The organism is Paenibacillus sp. ATY16 (assembly GCF_003399985.2).
Taxonomy (GTDB): Bacteria; Bacillota; Bacilli; order Paenibacillales; family Paenibacillaceae; genus Pristimantibacillus; species Pristimantibacillus glycanilyticus.
The window spans coordinates 133,489-149,641 of the sequence record NZ_NMOK02000053.1 but is presented as its reverse complement, the minus strand read 5'-3'; the positions used below and the strand labels follow the sequence as shown (position 1 = coordinate 149,641).

Annotated in this window: 18 protein-coding genes; 13 read left to right on the top strand and 5 right to left on the bottom strand. The window is 48.8% G+C overall.

The features are described 5' to 3' along the window. Positions 1-54: 54 nt before the first annotated feature. Positions 55-945 carry a LysR family transcriptional regulator gene (locus CFI03_RS28830; RefSeq protein WP_201003417.1) on the top strand — a complete coding sequence of 297 codons (891 nt, stop codon included), beginning with the start codon at positions 55-57 and terminating at the stop codon, positions 943-945. 38 nt (positions 946-983) lie between these two features. Here the strand turns inward: CFI03_RS28830 and greA are convergent, their stop codons facing one another. After that, a complete protein-coding gene (gene greA / locus CFI03_RS28825; protein WP_127499198.1) occupies positions 984-1,460 on the bottom strand; it encodes a transcription elongation factor GreA in 477 nt (158 codons plus the stop codon). Positions 1,461-1,742: 282 nt separating this feature from the next. Between greA and CFI03_RS28820 the strand changes: the two genes are divergently transcribed. From CFI03_RS28820 to CFI03_RS28810, 3 genes are all read left to right on the top strand, one after another. Further along, positions 1,743-3,758 carry a methyl-accepting chemotaxis protein gene (locus CFI03_RS28820; protein WP_248762566.1) on the top strand — a complete coding sequence of 672 codons (2,016 nt, stop codon included), beginning with the start codon at positions 1,743-1,745 and terminating at the stop codon, positions 3,756-3,758. Positions 3,759-3,847: 89 nt separating this feature from the next. Then, complete coding sequence (locus CFI03_RS28815; RefSeq protein WP_127499194.1) at positions 3,848-4,270, top strand: VOC family protein; 423 nt, start codon at positions 3,848-3,850, stop codon at positions 4,268-4,270. Between the two features lie 94 nt (positions 4,271-4,364). Beyond that, on the top strand, positions 4,365-4,886 hold the full coding sequence (locus CFI03_RS28810) for a GNAT family N-acetyltransferase (RefSeq protein WP_248762565.1): 522 nt from the start codon (positions 4,365-4,367) through the stop codon (positions 4,884-4,886). On the opposite strand, the gene CFI03_RS28805 is transcribed toward CFI03_RS28810, so the two are convergent. Next, on the bottom strand, positions 4,883-5,413 hold the full coding sequence (locus CFI03_RS28805) for a GNAT family N-acetyltransferase (RefSeq protein ID WP_248762563.1): 531 nt from the start codon (positions 5,411-5,413) through the stop codon (positions 4,883-4,885). The genes CFI03_RS28810 and CFI03_RS28805 overlap by 4 nt on opposite strands. A 96-nt stretch (positions 5,414-5,509) precedes the next feature. Between CFI03_RS28805 and CFI03_RS28800 the strand changes: the two genes are divergently transcribed. Continuing rightward, complete coding sequence (locus CFI03_RS28800; RefSeq protein ID WP_248762561.1) at positions 5,510-6,622, top strand: DNA alkylation repair protein; 1,113 nt, start codon at positions 5,510-5,512, stop codon at positions 6,620-6,622. On the opposite strand, the gene CFI03_RS28795 is transcribed toward CFI03_RS28800, so the two are convergent. Together CFI03_RS28795 and CFI03_RS28790 are read right to left on the bottom strand one after the other, a co-directional pair. Next, on the bottom strand, positions 6,555-6,917 hold the full coding sequence (locus tag CFI03_RS28795; RefSeq protein WP_248762559.1) for a hypothetical protein: 363 nt from the start codon (positions 6,915-6,917) through the stop codon (positions 6,555-6,557). The two genes, CFI03_RS28800 and CFI03_RS28795, sit on opposite strands and share 68 nt — an antisense overlap. Positions 6,918-6,944: 27 nt before the next feature. Continuing rightward, positions 6,945-7,376 carry a VOC family protein gene (locus tag CFI03_RS28790; protein ID WP_127499186.1) on the bottom strand — a complete coding sequence of 144 codons (432 nt, stop codon included), beginning with the start codon at positions 7,374-7,376 and terminating at the stop codon, positions 6,945-6,947. A 192-nt stretch (positions 7,377-7,568) separates the two neighbouring features. Here CFI03_RS28790 and CFI03_RS28785 point away from each other — a divergent pair, with 192 nt between their 5' ends. The 8 genes from CFI03_RS28785 to CFI03_RS28750 all read left to right on the top strand — a co-directional run bounded on the left by CFI03_RS28785 (position 7,569) and on the right by CFI03_RS28750 (position 15,369). Continuing rightward, on the top strand, positions 7,569-8,606 hold the full coding sequence (locus CFI03_RS28785; RefSeq protein WP_248762558.1) for a collagen-like repeat preface domain-containing protein: 1,038 nt from the start codon (positions 7,569-7,571) through the stop codon (positions 8,604-8,606). Positions 8,607-8,641: 35 nt separating this feature from the next. After that, a complete protein-coding gene (locus tag CFI03_RS28780; RefSeq protein WP_248762557.1) occupies positions 8,642-9,082 on the top strand; it encodes a hypothetical protein in 441 nt (146 codons plus the stop codon). A 148-nt stretch (positions 9,083-9,230) separates the two neighbouring features. Beyond that, positions 9,231-10,496: a methyltransferase domain-containing protein gene (locus CFI03_RS28775; RefSeq protein ID WP_248762594.1), complete on the top strand. Its 1,266-nt coding sequence runs from the start codon at positions 9,231-9,233 to the stop codon at positions 10,494-10,496. Between the two features lie 2 nt (positions 10,497-10,498). Further along, positions 10,499-13,087, top strand: a complete 2,589-nt coding sequence (locus tag CFI03_RS28770; protein WP_248762556.1) for a metallophosphoesterase — start codon at positions 10,499-10,501, stop codon at positions 13,085-13,087. Positions 13,088-13,206: 119 nt separating this feature from the next. Continuing rightward, positions 13,207-13,446 (top strand): hypothetical protein, encoded by a 240-nt coding sequence (locus CFI03_RS28765; RefSeq protein WP_248762555.1) that lies wholly within the window; start codon positions 13,207-13,209, stop codon positions 13,444-13,446. 21 nt (positions 13,447-13,467) lie between these two features. Next, positions 13,468-13,758 carry a hypothetical protein gene (locus CFI03_RS28760; protein ID WP_248762554.1) on the top strand — a complete coding sequence of 97 codons (291 nt, stop codon included), beginning with the start codon at positions 13,468-13,470 and terminating at the stop codon, positions 13,756-13,758. Between the two features lie 146 nt (positions 13,759-13,904). After that, complete coding sequence (locus CFI03_RS28755; RefSeq protein WP_248762553.1) at positions 13,905-14,699, top strand: aminoglycoside adenylyltransferase domain-containing protein; 795 nt, start codon at positions 13,905-13,907, stop codon at positions 14,697-14,699. Continuing rightward, positions 14,692-15,369, top strand: a complete 678-nt coding sequence (locus CFI03_RS28750) for an HAD family hydrolase (protein ID WP_248762552.1) — start codon at positions 14,692-14,694, stop codon at positions 15,367-15,369. Before CFI03_RS28755 ends, CFI03_RS28750 begins: the two co-directional genes overlap by 8 nt. A 25-nt stretch (positions 15,370-15,394) precedes the next feature. Here the strand turns inward: CFI03_RS28750 and CFI03_RS28745 are convergent, their stop codons facing one another. Next, complete coding sequence (locus CFI03_RS28745) at positions 15,395-16,003, bottom strand: hypothetical protein (RefSeq protein ID WP_248762551.1); 609 nt, start codon at positions 16,001-16,003, stop codon at positions 15,395-15,397. Positions 16,004-16,153 lie beyond the last annotated feature (150 nt).

Here is a 16,153-nt window from a genome sequence, read left to right as displayed (position 1 = left end):
AAAGTATCTGTTTTATCGCGAACGCATACCGAAAAGGTATATTGGGGGCTGGTTATGGATATTCGACAGTTAAGGTACTTTTTGGCGATCGCCAAGGAAGGACAAATTACCCGGGCAGCGAAAGCGCTTAATATGGAGCAGCCGCCGCTAAGCCGTCAACTGAAGCTGATGGAGGATGAATTAGGCGTAACTTTGTTTGACCGGAGCGGGAAGGGGCTAAGTCTGACGCATGCTGGCGAGCTTCTGCGGGATAAAGCAGAGAAGCTGCTGCAGGAATTTAACGAAACCATGCATGAGGTTAAGGAGCTCGACGCGGGCTTGCACGGCATGCTGGCTATCGGTTCGGTTGTGTCCTGCATTTCGCTGTTGCCGCCGCCCATCGAGCAATTCCGCAGACTGTATCCGAATGTAACGTTCAAAATCTGGGAAGGCGATCACTTCATTCTCGGCAATCTGCTGGAGAAGCGGGATATCGAGCTGATTGTGGCGAGGCTTCCCTTTGAATCGACGCTGCATACGCAGCCCTATTCGGTGCTTCCGCTTCCTTCCGATCCGTACGTAGCCGTTCTTCCTGCCAACTGGGTGAGTGCCCCGGATAAAAATACGATGCTGATGAGCGAGCTTGCGGATATGCCGTTTCTGACCCTCAAGACGGACAAAACAATCGGGATGCATCATCGCGTAATGATTGAAGCGAGGGCGCATGGCTTCGAACCAAAGGTCATCTGCGAATGCTCCAGCGTTGCGATCATTGTAGCCCTTGTGGCGGCCGGTATCGGCGCGACGGTATTTCCCAAATCGGTTATGGCCTCGTTTCCGCTTCCTACCATTAAAATGCTTACCATATCGGATGCCGATTTTCAATCGGAGGTCGGCATTATCTGGCTGAAGGACCGGTACCTGTCGAAGAGTGCCCGGAACTTCATCCGTTTGTTCGAGGAATGAAAAAAAAGAATGCAGCATCGTATGCTGCATCCTATTCTTTATCCGTTCACTTTGATCTCGAGAAGTTCATATTTGATGACGCCGATTGGCGCATCCACGCTGATGACGTCCCCAACGGATTTGCCCATAAGCGCCTGGCCCATCGGGCTCTCGTAAGAGATCTTGTTCTCGAATACGTCGGCTTCCGCAGGTCCTACGAGGCGGTATTCGATTTTCTCCGCGACTTCAATGTCGTTCAGAACCACAATGGAGCCTACGCCAACTTTCGTTGTATCTTTCGAATTGGATACCCGGGCCGTCTTGAGCATTTTCTCCAGCTGCGCAATGCGGGTCTCCATGAAGGCTTGGTCGTCTTTCGCCGAATGGTATTCGCTGTTTTCCTTCAGGTCTCCATAGCTGATGGCTACTTTCAGACGATGCGCCAGCTCGGAGCGTTTGACCGTCTTCAGCTCTTCCAGCTCATCCTCTAATTTTTTTAGTCCTTCAGGGGTTAAAATGATTTCGTTTTGTGCCAAGCTCGACAACTCCTGCCATTGATTTTCGTTGATTCGTTTCCTACATCTTACACTATCCATTAGGGAAAAGAAACTTGGGCAAAGCTCCCAGCAGGAATATAAAACTAACATATTTCTAACTAAAACGAAATCGAAAACTCAAATTTATAGTGTAGGATATGTCGTGCTGGCATCGCGTATATCTTTTTTCGAACGGACCTCGATCAACATGAACAACCGCTCAGACAGAGGTCTTTTTGACATGCCGCCGCCGACATTACAGAGAGGGAGTCATTGAGAGAAATGCTGAAGAAGAGATTCGAACTACCCAGGTTATTTCAAACGCGGAAAATTGCCCACCGCATGTTGATCACGACGCTGATTATCGCGATTGCGATTGTTGCGTCCATGTCGACAGCTTTATTTCTTGCGAACTCCTCGTTGTTCAAGAGCCAGATCAAGAGGGAGCTTGCCCAGCAGGCCGATGTCATTACCGCAAGGCTCGACGAAGATCTGCAGTCCAAGGTATCCAAAATCAACGCCCTGGCGGGAGTTGGGCAATACTATGGCGGGGATGCCGGTAAGCACCGGGAATTGATTGAGCATTTCATTAAAGAAAACCCCGAATTGATGTCCCCGGGCTATTCGCTTGACATGACAGGCAAAAATTTTGTTGCCACGCAATCCGGCGACAAGATTGATTTGTCGGAACGACCGTATTTCAAATCCTTGTCGGAAGGCAATTTGACCGTCAGCGATCCGCTGGTGAATAAACTCGATCCTTCCAAGGTATCTATCGTAATCGCAGCACCTCTCAAACAGGATGGAAAAGCTTACGGCTTCTACGCATTCGGTTATGAAATTAACAAAGCCGCGGCGATTGTAAGCGAAACGAAAGTCGGAAAAACCGGCTACGCGATTCTGCTGGACAGCAACGGGCTTGTTGTCAGTCATCCGGAAGCAGACTTGGTCATGAAGAAAACCGTCTACGACATGAATATGCCGGAAACGGTGAAGGCTTTCGAAATGGCCAAGCAGGGCAAGGACACGAACTACTCCTATACCTTTAACGGGGAGAAAAAGATCGGTTATGCCGAAGCGACGCGGAACGGCTATGTCATTCAATTATCGATCTCGGAGCAAGAAGCGATGCAGCCCGTTACGAACATGCTCTGGAAAACGATCGGCGTTGCTCTCGCGGTAACCCTTCTTGCTCTTATCGCTACCTATATATCCGCCAATCAAATGGCGAAACCGATTGTCTACATATCGAATGTCATTAAAACCCTCGCAAGCGGGGATCTGCGGCCAAGACTGGAAGTCGAGGCGAGAAACGAGCTTGGCCAGCTTGCGGATAATATGAACGAGATGCTTGATTCGTTCTCCGATACGATCGGCAAAGTCAGCTTCGCGGCGGAGCAACTGGCCGCTTCCTCCGAAGAGCTGACTGCTTCATCCATTGATTCCGTCGATATTTCGAGCCGTATCGGAGAAGCGATACATAATGTGGCATCAGCCGGGGAGAATCAAATGATCTCTGCCGAGCAGACCTCTACTGCGATGGAAGAGATGGCTTCCGGCGTGCAGCGGATTGCGGAATCCTCATCGGTCGTTGCGGAAGCTTCTCAGACCTCGCTTGAAGAAGTGCAGCTTGGACAGGTTGCCGTCACTCATGCCGTTGAGCAGATGAAGCTTATTCACGCGTCCGCAATCAAGTCGGCCGATGAAGTCCGGGATCTGGAGCTTAAGTCGAACCAGATCGGCAGCATTGTATCGGTTATTCAGGAAATCACGAATCAGACGCAGCTGTTGTCGCTTAATGCATCCATTGAAGCTGCACGGGCAGGGGAGCATGGAAGAGGTTTTGCCGTAGTCGCCAATGAAGTGAAAAAGCTGGCGGAGCAGTCGGCGCAATCCGCGTCCGAAATTACGGCGTTGATCCAGGAAGTACAAGGAACAACGATACGCGCCGCACATGCGATGAATCAAGGCGTGAATGATGCAGAGATTGGATCGGAGCTTATTAATGAAGCGGGCGAAGTATTTGGCCGCATGACCGCAACCTTCCAGGAGATCTCCAGTCAAATCCAAGAGGTGTCTGCCGCATCGGAGCAAATGTCCGCGGGGACGGAAGAGGTTACGGCGTCGATGACCGAAATTGTATCGATGACGCAAACCACGCATAACCATTCTCAAGATATTTCGCAGGGGGCATCGAAGCAGCTGTCATCCATGAAGGATATTTCGGCGTCTGCCGAGGATTTGAGCCATATGGCACAGCATTTGCAGGAAGTGCTGTCGAAATTCAAAACGAATTAACAGGTTTTGATTATTTATATCGAAAATGGTACAGTATGGAAGGGTAGCCATCCAACGATTTTATAATCGTCATACAAGGAGAGATTGAGATGTCAGTTGATGCTTATTTGAACTTTGACGGAAATTGCCGTGAAGCGGCGGAGTTTTATGCCGAAGTATTTGGACTGGACAAGCCTAAACTGATGACGTTTGGCGAAGTTCCTCCCAACCCGGAATATCCTTTGCCGGAAGAGGCGAAAAACTTGATCATGCACACGCGCCTGAATATTGGCGGCAGCAACGTGATGTTCTCCGACGTATTCCCGGGCATGCCGTTTACGGTAGGCAACAATATTTCGCTGGCCTTCGTGGAGGAAGATGAAGCCAAACTCCGTTCGGCCTTCGATCGTTTGAAGGTTGGCGGCAACATCGCGATGGAGCTGCAGGAAACGTTCTGGAGCAAGCTGTACGGTCAGGTTACCGATAAATTCGGTATTCATTGGCAGTTCAATCTCGGAATTGGCGAATACTAACTCATAGTTATCTAACAAAAATAGAAGGAACCAGTAGTCTGTTTGGGCAGGTACTGGTTCTTTTTTTATACCGGAAAGGAGTATCGCATAAGGCATGATTAAGAAGATGACGCATTCCAATAAAGATGATTATAACAAGTCCAACGAAAGCTTCCTTGTAACCGGACGTATAATCCCCAAGTATGAAAACGATCATTGGACCTATACGGAAGAGAGCTTTTCTGAACCGTACTTGAAGCAATATGAGAACGATGATATTGACGACTCGTATATGGAGGATGCCGAAAAGGCTGTTTTTTTCTACTACGCGGACGATAAATGCATTGGCCGGATTAAACTCCGTTCCAATTGGAACGGCTTTGCGCTTGTAGAAGATATCGGGGTATCCGCCAGCAGTCGTCAGCAAGGCATCGGAACCCGATTGCTAGAAAAAGCGGTCGAGTGGGCAAGGCAAAATCATCAGATTGGTCTTATGCTCGAGACGCAAGACGTTAATTTATCTGCATGCCGTTTCTATGCCAGGAATCATTTTATCATCGGCGGGGTGGATACGATGCTCTACTCCAAATTTTCTACGGCACGGGAGAAAGCTATTTTTTGGTATCGCAAATTTTAAATACGGTTTAGCAGAGAGTAAATGTAAGTATCATGTGCCTTCCCGTCTTGGACCATATAGTCCCTAAGAATGCCTTCTTGTTGAAACCCCAGCTTTGTCAGCAGATGATTCGAGGCTACGTTTTCCTTAAACACTACGGCAACAATGCGATTGAGCTTAAGTTCTTGAAATCCGAACCGCAGAACTGCGGAAATCGCTTCCGAAGCGTATCCATTCCTCCAGGAATCGGGAAGAAGCTCATATCCAACCTCGGCTCTTCTATGCTTGGGAGACCACTGATTAAAGCCGACGGTACCGATAAGATTCTTTTCTTCCTTACGTTCAACTCCCCAGCGAATGCCGCGCTTTTCCGCATAGCTTCTTGAGAAAAAATCAATAAGTGCCTGTGCCTGGTCCATATGCTCCAATGCTTCTTGTCCGTAATACATGGTAACCTGTTTGTTCGAAAAGCAAGCAAAGATGTCCGATCGATCCTCGCAAGTGATCTCTCTTAATAGCAAGCGGTCAGTCTCTAGAACAGGGAACATGCGGTTCCTCCTTCAAGCTACTTTGCAAAACAAGAACAAATGTTCTATAATGGGCGTATGACTACGACAAAGAGATTATCGAAGAGAGGTACTCCATTGGCTGAGCCGTTAAAAGATATGTACGACGAAGCTTTCCTGCGGCAATTCGCGGATAAAGTGCTGGCCGCTTATCCAGCGTTTGAGAAAGAGGCTTTTGTGACTGAAGTTATGAATGAAGAGTGGAACGAGCTAGCCTTGAAAGGGAGGATCAGACAAATCTCAACGGTACTGGGCAGGCATTTGCCGGCAAATTACGGCGACGCGCTTGCAGTCTTGTATGCGATCTGCGAGGAGTGCAGCGGATTCCCGTATCTGTTCTTCCCGGATTTCGTTGAGGTGTACGGAAGAGCTGAAGAGCATTGGGAGCTGTCCATGCAAGCCTTGGAGAGATTTACTCCGAAATCTTCGGCGGAATTCGCCGTCCGCGTGTTTTTGCTGCGTGATCCCGAGCGTATGATGAAGCAAATGCTGACCTGGGCAAGCGACCCGAATGAACATGTGCGAAGACTGGCAAGCGAAGGCTGCAGGCCTCGTCTTCCATGGGGCCAAGCTCTTCCCGTCTTTAAGAAAGACCCTTCGCCGCTGCTTCCGGTACTGGAATTGTTGAAGGCGGATCCTTCGCTTTACGTGCGCAAGAGCGTTGCCAACAATCTGAACGATATCGCGAAGGATCATCCGGATGTTGTACTGGGCATAGCCCGGCGCTGGCAGGGGCAGAATCCTTACACGGATTGGATTATCCGTCATGCTTGCCGGAATCTGGTTCGCCAAGCACATCCGGAGGCTCTGGCTATTTTCGGTTATGCAATGTCCGATGATTCGACCCCCATTGTTACGTCCGCAGATCTGCAGGCCCGTCCTTCCATTCTGGCAATCGGCGATAGCTGCAGACTGGAATATGCCTTGCAAATCCAAGAGGGAGAGCCGATGCATCTTAGGATTGAATACGGAATAGATTTCGTGAAATCGGGCGGCAAAACTTCACGCAAGTTGTTCCTCTTATCAGATAAGACGGTTCCGGGTGGTTCAAAGCTTTCTGGCAGCAGGGTTCACCGGTTCGCGGATTTATCTACCCGGCGGCATTACGCGGGAGAGCATCGTATTATACTGATGGTAAATGGTATTGAAACGGCTTCCACGGTAATTGATCTGCGACCGCCAGCTGAATAGAGAGAAGAAGAGCTATGCGTTGGCATAGCTCTTTATTTCGGTATAAAGCCTCGCCCTCCGGGTCTTCCGGCCAGAAAAAGCTGTCCTCATCCTGCAAAATCATAACCCCGGCAATCTCACCATCCATAAAGGCCGCAAAAAAATTGTTTATCGTAAGTCCTTCCATCAAGCTGTGCGCTTGAAGATCGGCTTCATCCCACATCCGTTCTTTGTTAGCGGCTATCCAACTTGCGCCTTCCATTAATACCTCAATAAACAGGTCAATCTCAGATTCGCGAATGCTTCGGATTTCCACGAATGGATTACCTCTTCCCCTGTGAAGTTAGTACGAGATCATTGCGCCCCGCTCGTCGAATACGGCAGAGGGATTCCAGGCCACTTCCCACAGATTGTTCTCCGGGTCGGCGAAATACGCCGTACGGCCTCCCCAGAACGCATCGCTAGGCTCTCTTAATATCGTACCGCCAATCTCTCGGATTTGTTCAATGACCGAGTCTACTTGCGAAGGCTCGTCCAAGTTAATGGCAAATGAAACCGCACGGTAGCTATTTCTGTCTTGGGTAAAGGTTATTCCGGCATCCTTGGCGAGTTCTTCAATCGGGAATAGGGTCAAAATGACGCCTGCGGTTGTAAATGCAGCATAGTTATCCGAACTGTGGGCGGTTTCCTCCCAGCCAAGCTTCTGGTAGAAAGCACGAAGCGCAGGCAAATCGTAAGCACCAATCGTGATCAAGCTGACACGCTGAGGGATCATATCGGTTGTCCTCCTGAAAAATATGAAATATTGGAATATGGAACCAATTATACCGTTTTGGAATTTGGAGAGGCAATAGAGAAATGCGAACAGCTAGTTATGTTAAAAACCTTTTGCACGTAAATATATAGGTTGCAGCAGCGGTTGTAATTGTACGTTGAGCCTTTGGAGAAGCACGGGGAGGTGGAACGGTTGAAACGCCGGAAACCGATGAAAGGCGCTTTGGGAAACCAGAATAGACATAAATCCAAAATAAAAGGATTTGGGCAAGAAACGGGTACGGTTTTGCAACTTCTGCAAGAGTTAAGGACGATTATACCGATTGTGTTGAAGGTAGCTCCAACTCCCCAAGCAATCGTATACCTTCAGGAGCTTTTAAGCAGGCTGCTGAAAATAACGGAGTGCTCGAGAATAAAAAATGCGAACAAAGCCCGTCTGGTTGCCAGAATAGAGCTGGCACTTGTAACGGCTAAAATAACTCCTTTTGCAACCCTGAGCGTCGGTATTGCCTTACAGCAACTGATGAATGTTTTGTTGTCTATCGTAAGGCAGGGTTGTCTGGATCCCAGTTTTACGAGCCGGTTCATAACGATTATTTCTTCTATTCAGGCGATATTGGCGGATGCGTTAAGATGCCATTGCCAACCGGGTGCGACGGGTGCGACGGGAGCGACGGGAGCGACAGGTGCGACAGGAGCGACGGGTGCGACAGGAGCCACGGGAGCGACGGGTGCGACAGGAGCCACGGGAGCCACGGGTGAGACGGGAGCTACGGGTGCGACAGGTGCGACGGGGGCGACAGGCGAAACAGGAGCTACGGGTGCGACGGGTGCGACAGGAGCCACGGGAGCGACGGGTGCGACAGGGGCGACGGGAGCGACAGGCGAAACAGGAGCTACGGGTGAGATGGGTGCAACGGGAGCGACGGGTGCGACGGGAGCGACAGGCGAAACAGGAGCTACGGGTGCGACGGGTGCAACGGGAGCTACAGGCGAAACAGGAGCTACAGGAGCCACAGGGGCGACGGGAGCGACAGGAGCACGGGTGCGACGGGCGAGACGGGAGCCACGGGAGCGACAGGAGCGACAGGTGCGACGGGAGCGACGGGAGCAACAGGAGCAACAGGAGCAACAGGAGCAACAGGTGCAACAGGAGCAACAGGAGCAACAGGAGCGACAGGTGCAACGGGAGCAACAGGAGCAACAGGAGCTACCGGCCCGAACATCCTGACGGAAGGGTTTTCGGGATTTATAAGTACTCTGAACTTGGCGGCAAGTCAGCAGTTGACCAACTGGTCGACGGCTTCGCCGTATTTTACAAGCGCCAGCTTTAACGCCGTCACAGGCAATTATACCGTTCCGGTTACAGGCAGATATGAAATCCTGGCGACGATCAACTACTCAACAACAGCCGCAATAACCTTATCTCTAGGAGCAGGAATAAATCCCTCCTTTGCCGTGCAACGAACTTCGCCAACGGCTACGACGCTTATTAGCGGATTATTCCCGCTTCTCAATGTTAACGTTACGCTTCTCAACCTAAGGGCTATTTTGGGGAATGGCACGGTTACCTTATCCGGCGGCGTAACTTTGAATGCGGGAGACGTAATCGGCTTGTTTTACAATGCGGATGGGTTAACCGTTGCGCTTATATTAGGCGGGGCGAACTCGGGAGGGATTGTCTGGAGCATGCATCGTTTAACTTAAAAAGAGACAGCAGCACGATGGTTCCTCAGGCCAACGTGCTGTTTTTTACCCTTAAAAAGCGGTGTCGTAATACTTTTGCCGTGTTCCTTGATTGGAAGACATGTGAAAATGCGATTAGAAGTTGTGAAGGAAGAAGGGAATGAACCTTATGGCCATCGTGCAGTTGAAATCTACGAATCCGAAATTATCTTATCTCTTAAAAAAGAATCCGGGCTCCGGCATGCAAATCCGTTCCGTCCGGAAAGGTATGGCCTTTGGCTGGTATACCGACGACTCGGCTTACAATGTCTATTTCAAGGATGCGGACAATGAAATTTCCTATAAAGAAAGCGAAGAGGAACAATTCGAATACTTGAATGTTTCCAGGTACAATACGCCGTTGTTTCCGCTTAATGCCATCAACGAATATTTTTCGGCACCTTACAAAACCCGGCATGAAGAGGATATAGACGGATTCGTGCATGCTTTCCACATCAATATGGTTCATGTGGAATGGGTCCGCTACGTCGAGATGTTCGAGAAGCACATGCGGGATTGCAGCTTCGAATATCAATCGTTATCCGGCAAGAGCTATGCGTTAACGGTCACAACCGAGAAGAGCTTGTATCATCTCCTTCATGTGGTTAGCGTCCTCTGCTTGTTTCTGGCCATGTCGGGCAAGGAGTATATCGATATCAACGATGAAGTTCTGGACAAATATATTCATAGCATTCAAGAAATTGATGCTCCCTTTTATATTCGCAGCCTATTCGCTAGAAACTTCCTGCAGTCCAAGTCGAGCTTCTGGAAATACAAACAGGCGTTGGAGCATACGGAACGTTACGCCATTGACTTTGATTTCGGCGGAACGGCGTTCCAGAGAAGGAATTATATCGGCAGCTCCCTTACATTCGATAAATCTATATTGGATGTCGGCTGCGGGGAAGGCTTTTACGCGATACCTTTCTCCAAAAAGATAGAGGGAAGCTATTATGCGATCGATATTAACGAGGAGCAGCTTGCAGCCGTTGAACGTAAAGCGAGATCGAAAGAAATCGAGAACATTGCGCTTTACCGGTCGATTGAGCATTTCTTGGAGGATTACAACGGGGAACAGGTCGATATTATCCTGACCGAGGTTATTGAGCATATGAGCATGGATGAAGCCAAGCAACTTATTCGAACGATTTGTGCCCATATCGAGTTCGATCAATTTATTTTGACAACGCCTAATGCTGACTTTAATCCCTATTACGAGCTTCAGAACATGAGGCACGAAGATCACAAATGGGAGATGACGCAAAAAGAATTCCGGCAGTGGTTCGAGGATATCCTTCATGAAATCAAATGGGATATCGAATTTATCGCAATCGGCGATGGAGTGAACGGCATCCAAACAACGCAAGGCGTTATTTTGAAGAAAAGAGGGGCATAACCATGCAGATCTTAACAAAAATCCATACCATCTTTCTAATGGTCGGCTCAACGGAATGCGGGAAGTCTACCTTCGCGAACGAAATATTGATTCCGGGCCTGAAGTTCCGGGATGAAGAGAAGGGCATTACACCCAATATTCAATATTTGTCCTCGGATTCCATCCGGCAGGAGGTATTGGGCTTTGATTACGATAAATATGACCGGGTTATGCTGGAAGCTAGCGATCAGGCTTTTCAATTGTTGTTTACCAAGCTGAAGCTTGTAACCTCCTTTCCGGTCAATGCGGAATTCGTCATTGTAGATACAACGGGGCTGGCAGAGGATTTCCGCGCAAAAGTGAGAGAAATCGCCCATGAGAACAACTACAATGTGGAAGTTATCCTGTTCGATTATCGCAACCGTGCCGATTATTACGCCTCCGAGCGTTCCAAAAAGGTGATCACGGCACACCTTAACCGTCTCAAGACCGAAGTGCTGCGTTCTTTATCCAGAGAAGGCTATTCCGCCGTTCACAAAATAAGGGCCAAAGATTTCTACTCCGCCACAGAGAAAAAAGCAAATCCCGAATACCGTGTTCGTATCGAGAATCTGGATGAATACCTGGCAACCGCGCTGCCAAGCCGCTATAAATATATCGTGGTAGGGGATATCCACGAATGCCTGGATACGTTTCAATCCTTGCTGCGCAGCTACGGTTATCAGATTGAAGGGAATACTTTGACGCCTGCCGACCGTGTCAAAGACACGAAAATCGTCCTTGTGGGTGATTGGATTGACAAAGGAAAACAGACCAGGGAAACGATTCGGTTTCTTTATGAGAATCGGGAGCATTTCTATTTTGTGCTGGGCAATCACGAAAATTTCGTTCACAAGTATTTAAAAGGGGATGTACAGGGAGTCGACCAGGAGCTGCTGCATACGTATTTCGACTCCACGCAGGTACTTGCAGGCGATACGGAGCTGCTTGATCAATTTCATCAGCTTGTTGCGGTGTCGAAGCCTTTTTACCGCCTTGTTGGCGGCAGCGGTTCCTCTTTTTATGTCACTCATGCGCCATGCCGGAACAAATATATCGGCAAGCTGGACACGCATTCGGTTCACCATCAGCGGAATTTCCGGATTGACCGCGAAGCTGACTTGGAATCGCAGCTGAAATTTCTGGAGGAAGAAGCTGTGAGCAATTATCCGTTTCATGTATTCGGCCATGTCGCCGCGAAGAATGCGTTCCGGATCAAAAATAAAGTCCATGTCGATTCCGGCTGCGTGCATGGTAACGCACTAACCGCTGTGAGCCTGTCTTATAAGCCATTTTATAAGTCCCAGCCATCCAAACAGGCTTATATGACCGAGGAGCTGAAGCCTTTATTTGTGTCGGTACGAAAAGTAGCGGTTCAGGATTTAGGGGAAGAGGAGCTGCGCCGCCTTCGCTATGCCACTCATCACAAGATCAATTATATTTCCGGAACTATGGCTCCGGCGGATAAGGATGATTCGGCGGGCCAATTAGAATCTATCCGCAAAGGTTTGCAGTATTACGCGGAGCGCGGTGTGAAGGAAGTTGTGCTGCAGCCGAAGTATATGGGCTCGAGATGCAATATTTATCTCCATGCCGATGCAGAGCAATGCTTTGCGATCAGCCGTAACGGATACAAAATCAAGAAAGTGGATATGAACGGCATCTATTCCGGGCTGCTTAACAAAATTGGCGGTTTTATGAGAGATCATGCAATAGAAATGCTTATCCTCGACGGCGAACTGCTTCCTTGGCAGGCAATGGGGGAGAGATTGATCCAGCGGCAATTCAAGCCTATCGAGAAGGCGCTAGAGACCGAGATCGCTTTTCTGCAGCAGAACGGATTTGAAGAGGCTCTTCATCAGTTAACCGAAGGTTACCGCGCAAGCGGCTTCGAAAAGGATCAACATCATACGCCAAAGGCGGAGTTAAACAAAAAATACGGATCGATCGCCTATCAGAACTATAAGCATCTGCCTGCCGTTGTTGATTCCTATGTGCCGCTGGATGTCCACCGGGCTGCTTACGAAACCTATAAGCAACAAATGGAGCTGTATGCGGAAGAAGGCGAGCTTGCCTATAAGCCTTTTGCTCTGCTGAAAATCATTTATAAATCCGGTCAAGAGGAGCTTCCGGTAAGCTGGAAAACCTCCGAAATGTATCGCTTTCTCTCGGACGACGAATTCCTGCTCCTGGACTTGACGAATGAGCACGCAGCTGAGCAAGCGGAGCAATTTTTCTCCAAGCTGACCGTCGAACAGAAGATGGAAGGAGTGGTCATTAAGCCGGAAACAAACGGAGATCAGGTTGTTCCATTCCTCAAGGTTCGGAATGCGGAGTACTTGTCCATCGTGTACGGGTATGACTATCGATTCCCTCATAAATACAACAAGCTGATGAAGCAAAAGAATGTCAGTCAGAAGCTTCGCACCTCTGCTGCGGAATTCCGGATCGGTCAACGGATGCTGGCCATTCCCCACGCAGAGATCTCGCCGGATAATGAGCATTACAAAAATATCGCAGCAAATCTGCTGTTCGAGGTGGCCAAAGAGAAGGAAATCGACCCAAGGCTATGAGTAGATTATTTCAGGAAAAATGCACTGTTCAGGTGCGTTTTTTCTATTGCTAATGTACAGACAAGCTTGCCGAATGGCACATATAATCTAGTAGAAAAAGGATGGAAGGTGAGCAGCGGATGAGTGATGGATTAACAGGTTATACGGGATTGACAGGTATGACAGGACCACCCGGGCCGCAAGGCATTCAAGGACCGCCCGGACCTCCTGGACCAACAGGATTAACGGGAAGAACCGGCGCTACGGGACCAACCGGGCCAACCGGGCCAACAGGACCAACGGGATTAACCGGACCGCCCGGGCCGCAAGGAGTACCGGGACCGTCGGGTAATCCTTTTACAAGCTTTGGAGACGCCTGAATAGACTCGGAAATTAAGCCGGTGAGCGGTGAGGCGATCGAGGTGACGGAGCTCTATGATTCGGAGAATACGGATTTGCGGTACGGTGCCATTGTAGTGTCCCATGCCGGCTTATATCTGGTCTCGTATTCCGTTAACGCTACGGTACCTCCCGTGTCGAATGTAACTTTTATCCTTTTCGTAGATGGTGAAGGTATTGGCAAAACAAGAGGAAGGCTTGGCAATGGCAAAAATGGGGATTCCATTACGGCTGGAATAAGCAGAACCATGTCCTGTCACTTCCTGAAGGAGCGGCAATCAGCCTGGTCGTAGAGAGCATGACGGGCAGCGTTGCCGTGTTCGAGCCTGTCCTGACAGTCATTCGGTTAGGAGATCCCCATGGTATTTCCAATATTTTATAATTTCCTATCCTGTGCTATTCTCTCTTTATCCTAATATTGAGGGTGAAGCGAATGACGATGCCTGAGCAAGTCCAAACGGTATTGGATCAATACTTCGCCAGAATGAACAAGGATCTGCCCGGCCTATTGGAAGCCTTCTACCTGTTCGGATCCATCTCGCTTGCCTCCTTTCAGGAAGGGGTTAGCGATTTGGATTTTGCGGCAGTCACCTACCGGCCGTTAACGGAGCAAGAAGTGAAGGTCCTCGAGCGGATCCATTTCGATCTGGAGAAAAGCCGTCCGAAGATCAGCTTGGACGGCAGGTACATATGGAAGGCGGATTTGGATAGTATCGAAGATCAGGATTGCCCTTACTATTATTTTAATAGCGGCAGGTTGGTCGGATTAGAGCGGTTATCCAAAAATTCGGTTGATGCGTTCCAGCTCAAGCATTACGGAATGGCGATAATCGGGCCGCCTCCCCAAACCTTCGGCTATACGATTGATTGGGATGTATTAACCCGTAACATGAAGCTGAATCTAGAGCACTATTGGCTGAACTGGAAAAGACGAGCTGAGAAATTTCCTTCCTTGCCTTACTTCGGCATGTTCATGAAAGGCTGGATGATTGAGTGGGGTGTACTTGGCGTTTCCCGCATTTATTACACGATTAAGGAACGGGATCTGATCTCGAAATCAGGGGCAGGTCAATATGTCATGCGGCATGTACCGGCAAGATGGCATCTTATTTTACGGGAATCCATTCGTTTGCGAGAGGGCAACTCCAAATCCTTGTACCTTAACGTCTTCAAACGCAGACAAGATGCCTTAGCCTATATGGACTATATGATTAAGGAGTGCTTGAATGAATAAGATCGCTGCCGTTATTTTCGATCTCGACCAAACGTTGCTGGATAAACATCAATCCTTAATCGGATTCGCCAATCATCAATATGATGCTTATGCTCTGGAAGCCTATCGTATAGACAAAGGGGAGTATGTTCGAAAGTTTACGGAAATGAATCATGTCGTTCGTCCGAAGGAAGAGGTCTATAAGGATCTAATCGGGTTTTTCGACATGGCCAGCTCCTTGCTTCCCGTTATGCTGGAGGATCTGAACCGTAATTTTTCGAAGCATGCTATCGGTTATCCGGGGCTTACGGAAATGCTTATCGGTCTGAAGAAGGCCCCATTCAAATTGGGCATGATTACGAACGGAAGAGCGTTTTATCAGCGGGACAAAATACGGGCTTTAGGCATCGAGGATTATTTTGACGACATTGTCATCTCGGAAGCGGTAGGTTTGCGGAAGCCGGATCCCGCCATTTTTCAATTATCCCTATCCAACCTGAACGTATCCGCAGCGGAGGCCGTTTTTGTAGGCGATAACATGAAGAAAGATATAATACCGGCGAAGGAGCTGGGGATGAGGACCGTATGGAAGCAAAGGGCCGATCCTAACGAGTATACGGACTTCGCATGCGATGATTTATCGGAGATACCGAATCTTATCTATAGTTTCATTCAGACAAAAACCGGGTAACACTTTCGTGTTCCCGGTTTTTCCATTACTTTTTATTAGCGGCCAGAAACTTCTCCATCTCATCCCGGTTCGCATTGTCGCCGGAGGGAGCGGTGTTCGTTACCCCCCAGTAATCGCGCTGGACGGTATCTTTATTAGGGAATGCGTATAAGTCCAAATCATGCAAAATACGGTGCATGAAACGCAAAGCATCCGGATCATGCTTCTTGCGGGCAATATCGGCAAGCTCGATCAGGTTGTTCATATCAATCTGCAGACCTTCGACGCTAGACAGGGCTTTGCCAATGTCTTCGTAATTTTTGGCGTTGAAGACTTCCGACGCGAGAAACTCCTCCCAGGCGGTATCGTTGTCCGGCTTGAAATTATCCAGTCCGCCGCCCGTTACCTTGAGATCAAAGGTCGAATGATACTCCTTAATCTTCCCGATCGCTTTACCTTCCGTCGAATTCGCCGCAAAGTCAACTTGCGGAACATGCAGCGGTTGTACTGTATCCGTTGTTTCCGTTTTATCGGTTGTTTCAGTCTTATCCCCACTATCCATGGCTTTAAGAACGTAATTCGCGCCGATGGCTCCCGCACCGCAGATGAGTACAAAAGCGATTGCAGCGCCAATCAGATTCTCTTTTACTCGCAATGTATAAATCCTCCCTTAGCTGACTGTTACAATCGTAACGTTTAGTGTACCAAAATATGAACCCGTATGGAAATGTTCGAAAGTACCAATGTGCTCACTTCAATCCTTCTAAAGTCTTTATTTCAAATATACATTTTCGTAAAGGAGGGT

What these genes read in the sequence shown, in the direction of transcription:
- CFI03_RS28830 (WP_201003417.1), top strand. Translation starts at nt 55, where the DNA reads ATGGATATTCGACAGTTAAGGTACTTTTTGGCGATCGCCAAGGAAGGA.
- CFI03_RS28820 (WP_248762566.1), top strand. Translation starts at nt 1,743, where the DNA reads ATGCTGAAGAAGAGATTCGAACTACCCAGGTTATTTCAAACGCGGAAA.
- CFI03_RS28815 (WP_127499194.1), top strand. Translation starts at nt 3,848, where the DNA reads ATGTCAGTTGATGCTTATTTGAACTTTGACGGAAATTGCCGTGAAGCG.
- CFI03_RS28810 (WP_248762565.1), top strand. Translation starts at nt 4,365, where the DNA reads ATGATTAAGAAGATGACGCATTCCAATAAAGATGATTATAACAAGTCC.
- CFI03_RS28805 (WP_248762563.1), bottom strand. Translation starts at nt 5,413, where the DNA reads ATGTTCCCTGTTCTAGAGACTGACCGCTTGCTATTAAGAGAGATCACT.
- CFI03_RS28790 (WP_127499186.1), bottom strand. Translation starts at nt 7,376, where the DNA reads ATGATCCCTCAGCGTGTCAGCTTGATCACGATTGGTGCTTACGATTTG.
- CFI03_RS28775 (WP_248762594.1), top strand. Translation starts at nt 9,231, where the DNA reads ATGGCCATCGTGCAGTTGAAATCTACGAATCCGAAATTATCTTATCTC.
- CFI03_RS28770 (WP_248762556.1), top strand. Translation starts at nt 10,499, where the DNA reads ATGCAGATCTTAACAAAAATCCATACCATCTTTCTAATGGTCGGCTCA.
- CFI03_RS28765 (WP_248762555.1), top strand. Translation starts at nt 13,207, where the DNA reads ATGAGTGATGGATTAACAGGTTATACGGGATTGACAGGTATGACAGGA.
- CFI03_RS28755 (WP_248762553.1), top strand. Translation starts at nt 13,905, where the DNA reads ATGCCTGAGCAAGTCCAAACGGTATTGGATCAATACTTCGCCAGAATG.
- CFI03_RS28750 (WP_248762552.1), top strand. Translation starts at nt 14,692, where the DNA reads ATGAATAAGATCGCTGCCGTTATTTTCGATCTCGACCAAACGTTGCTG.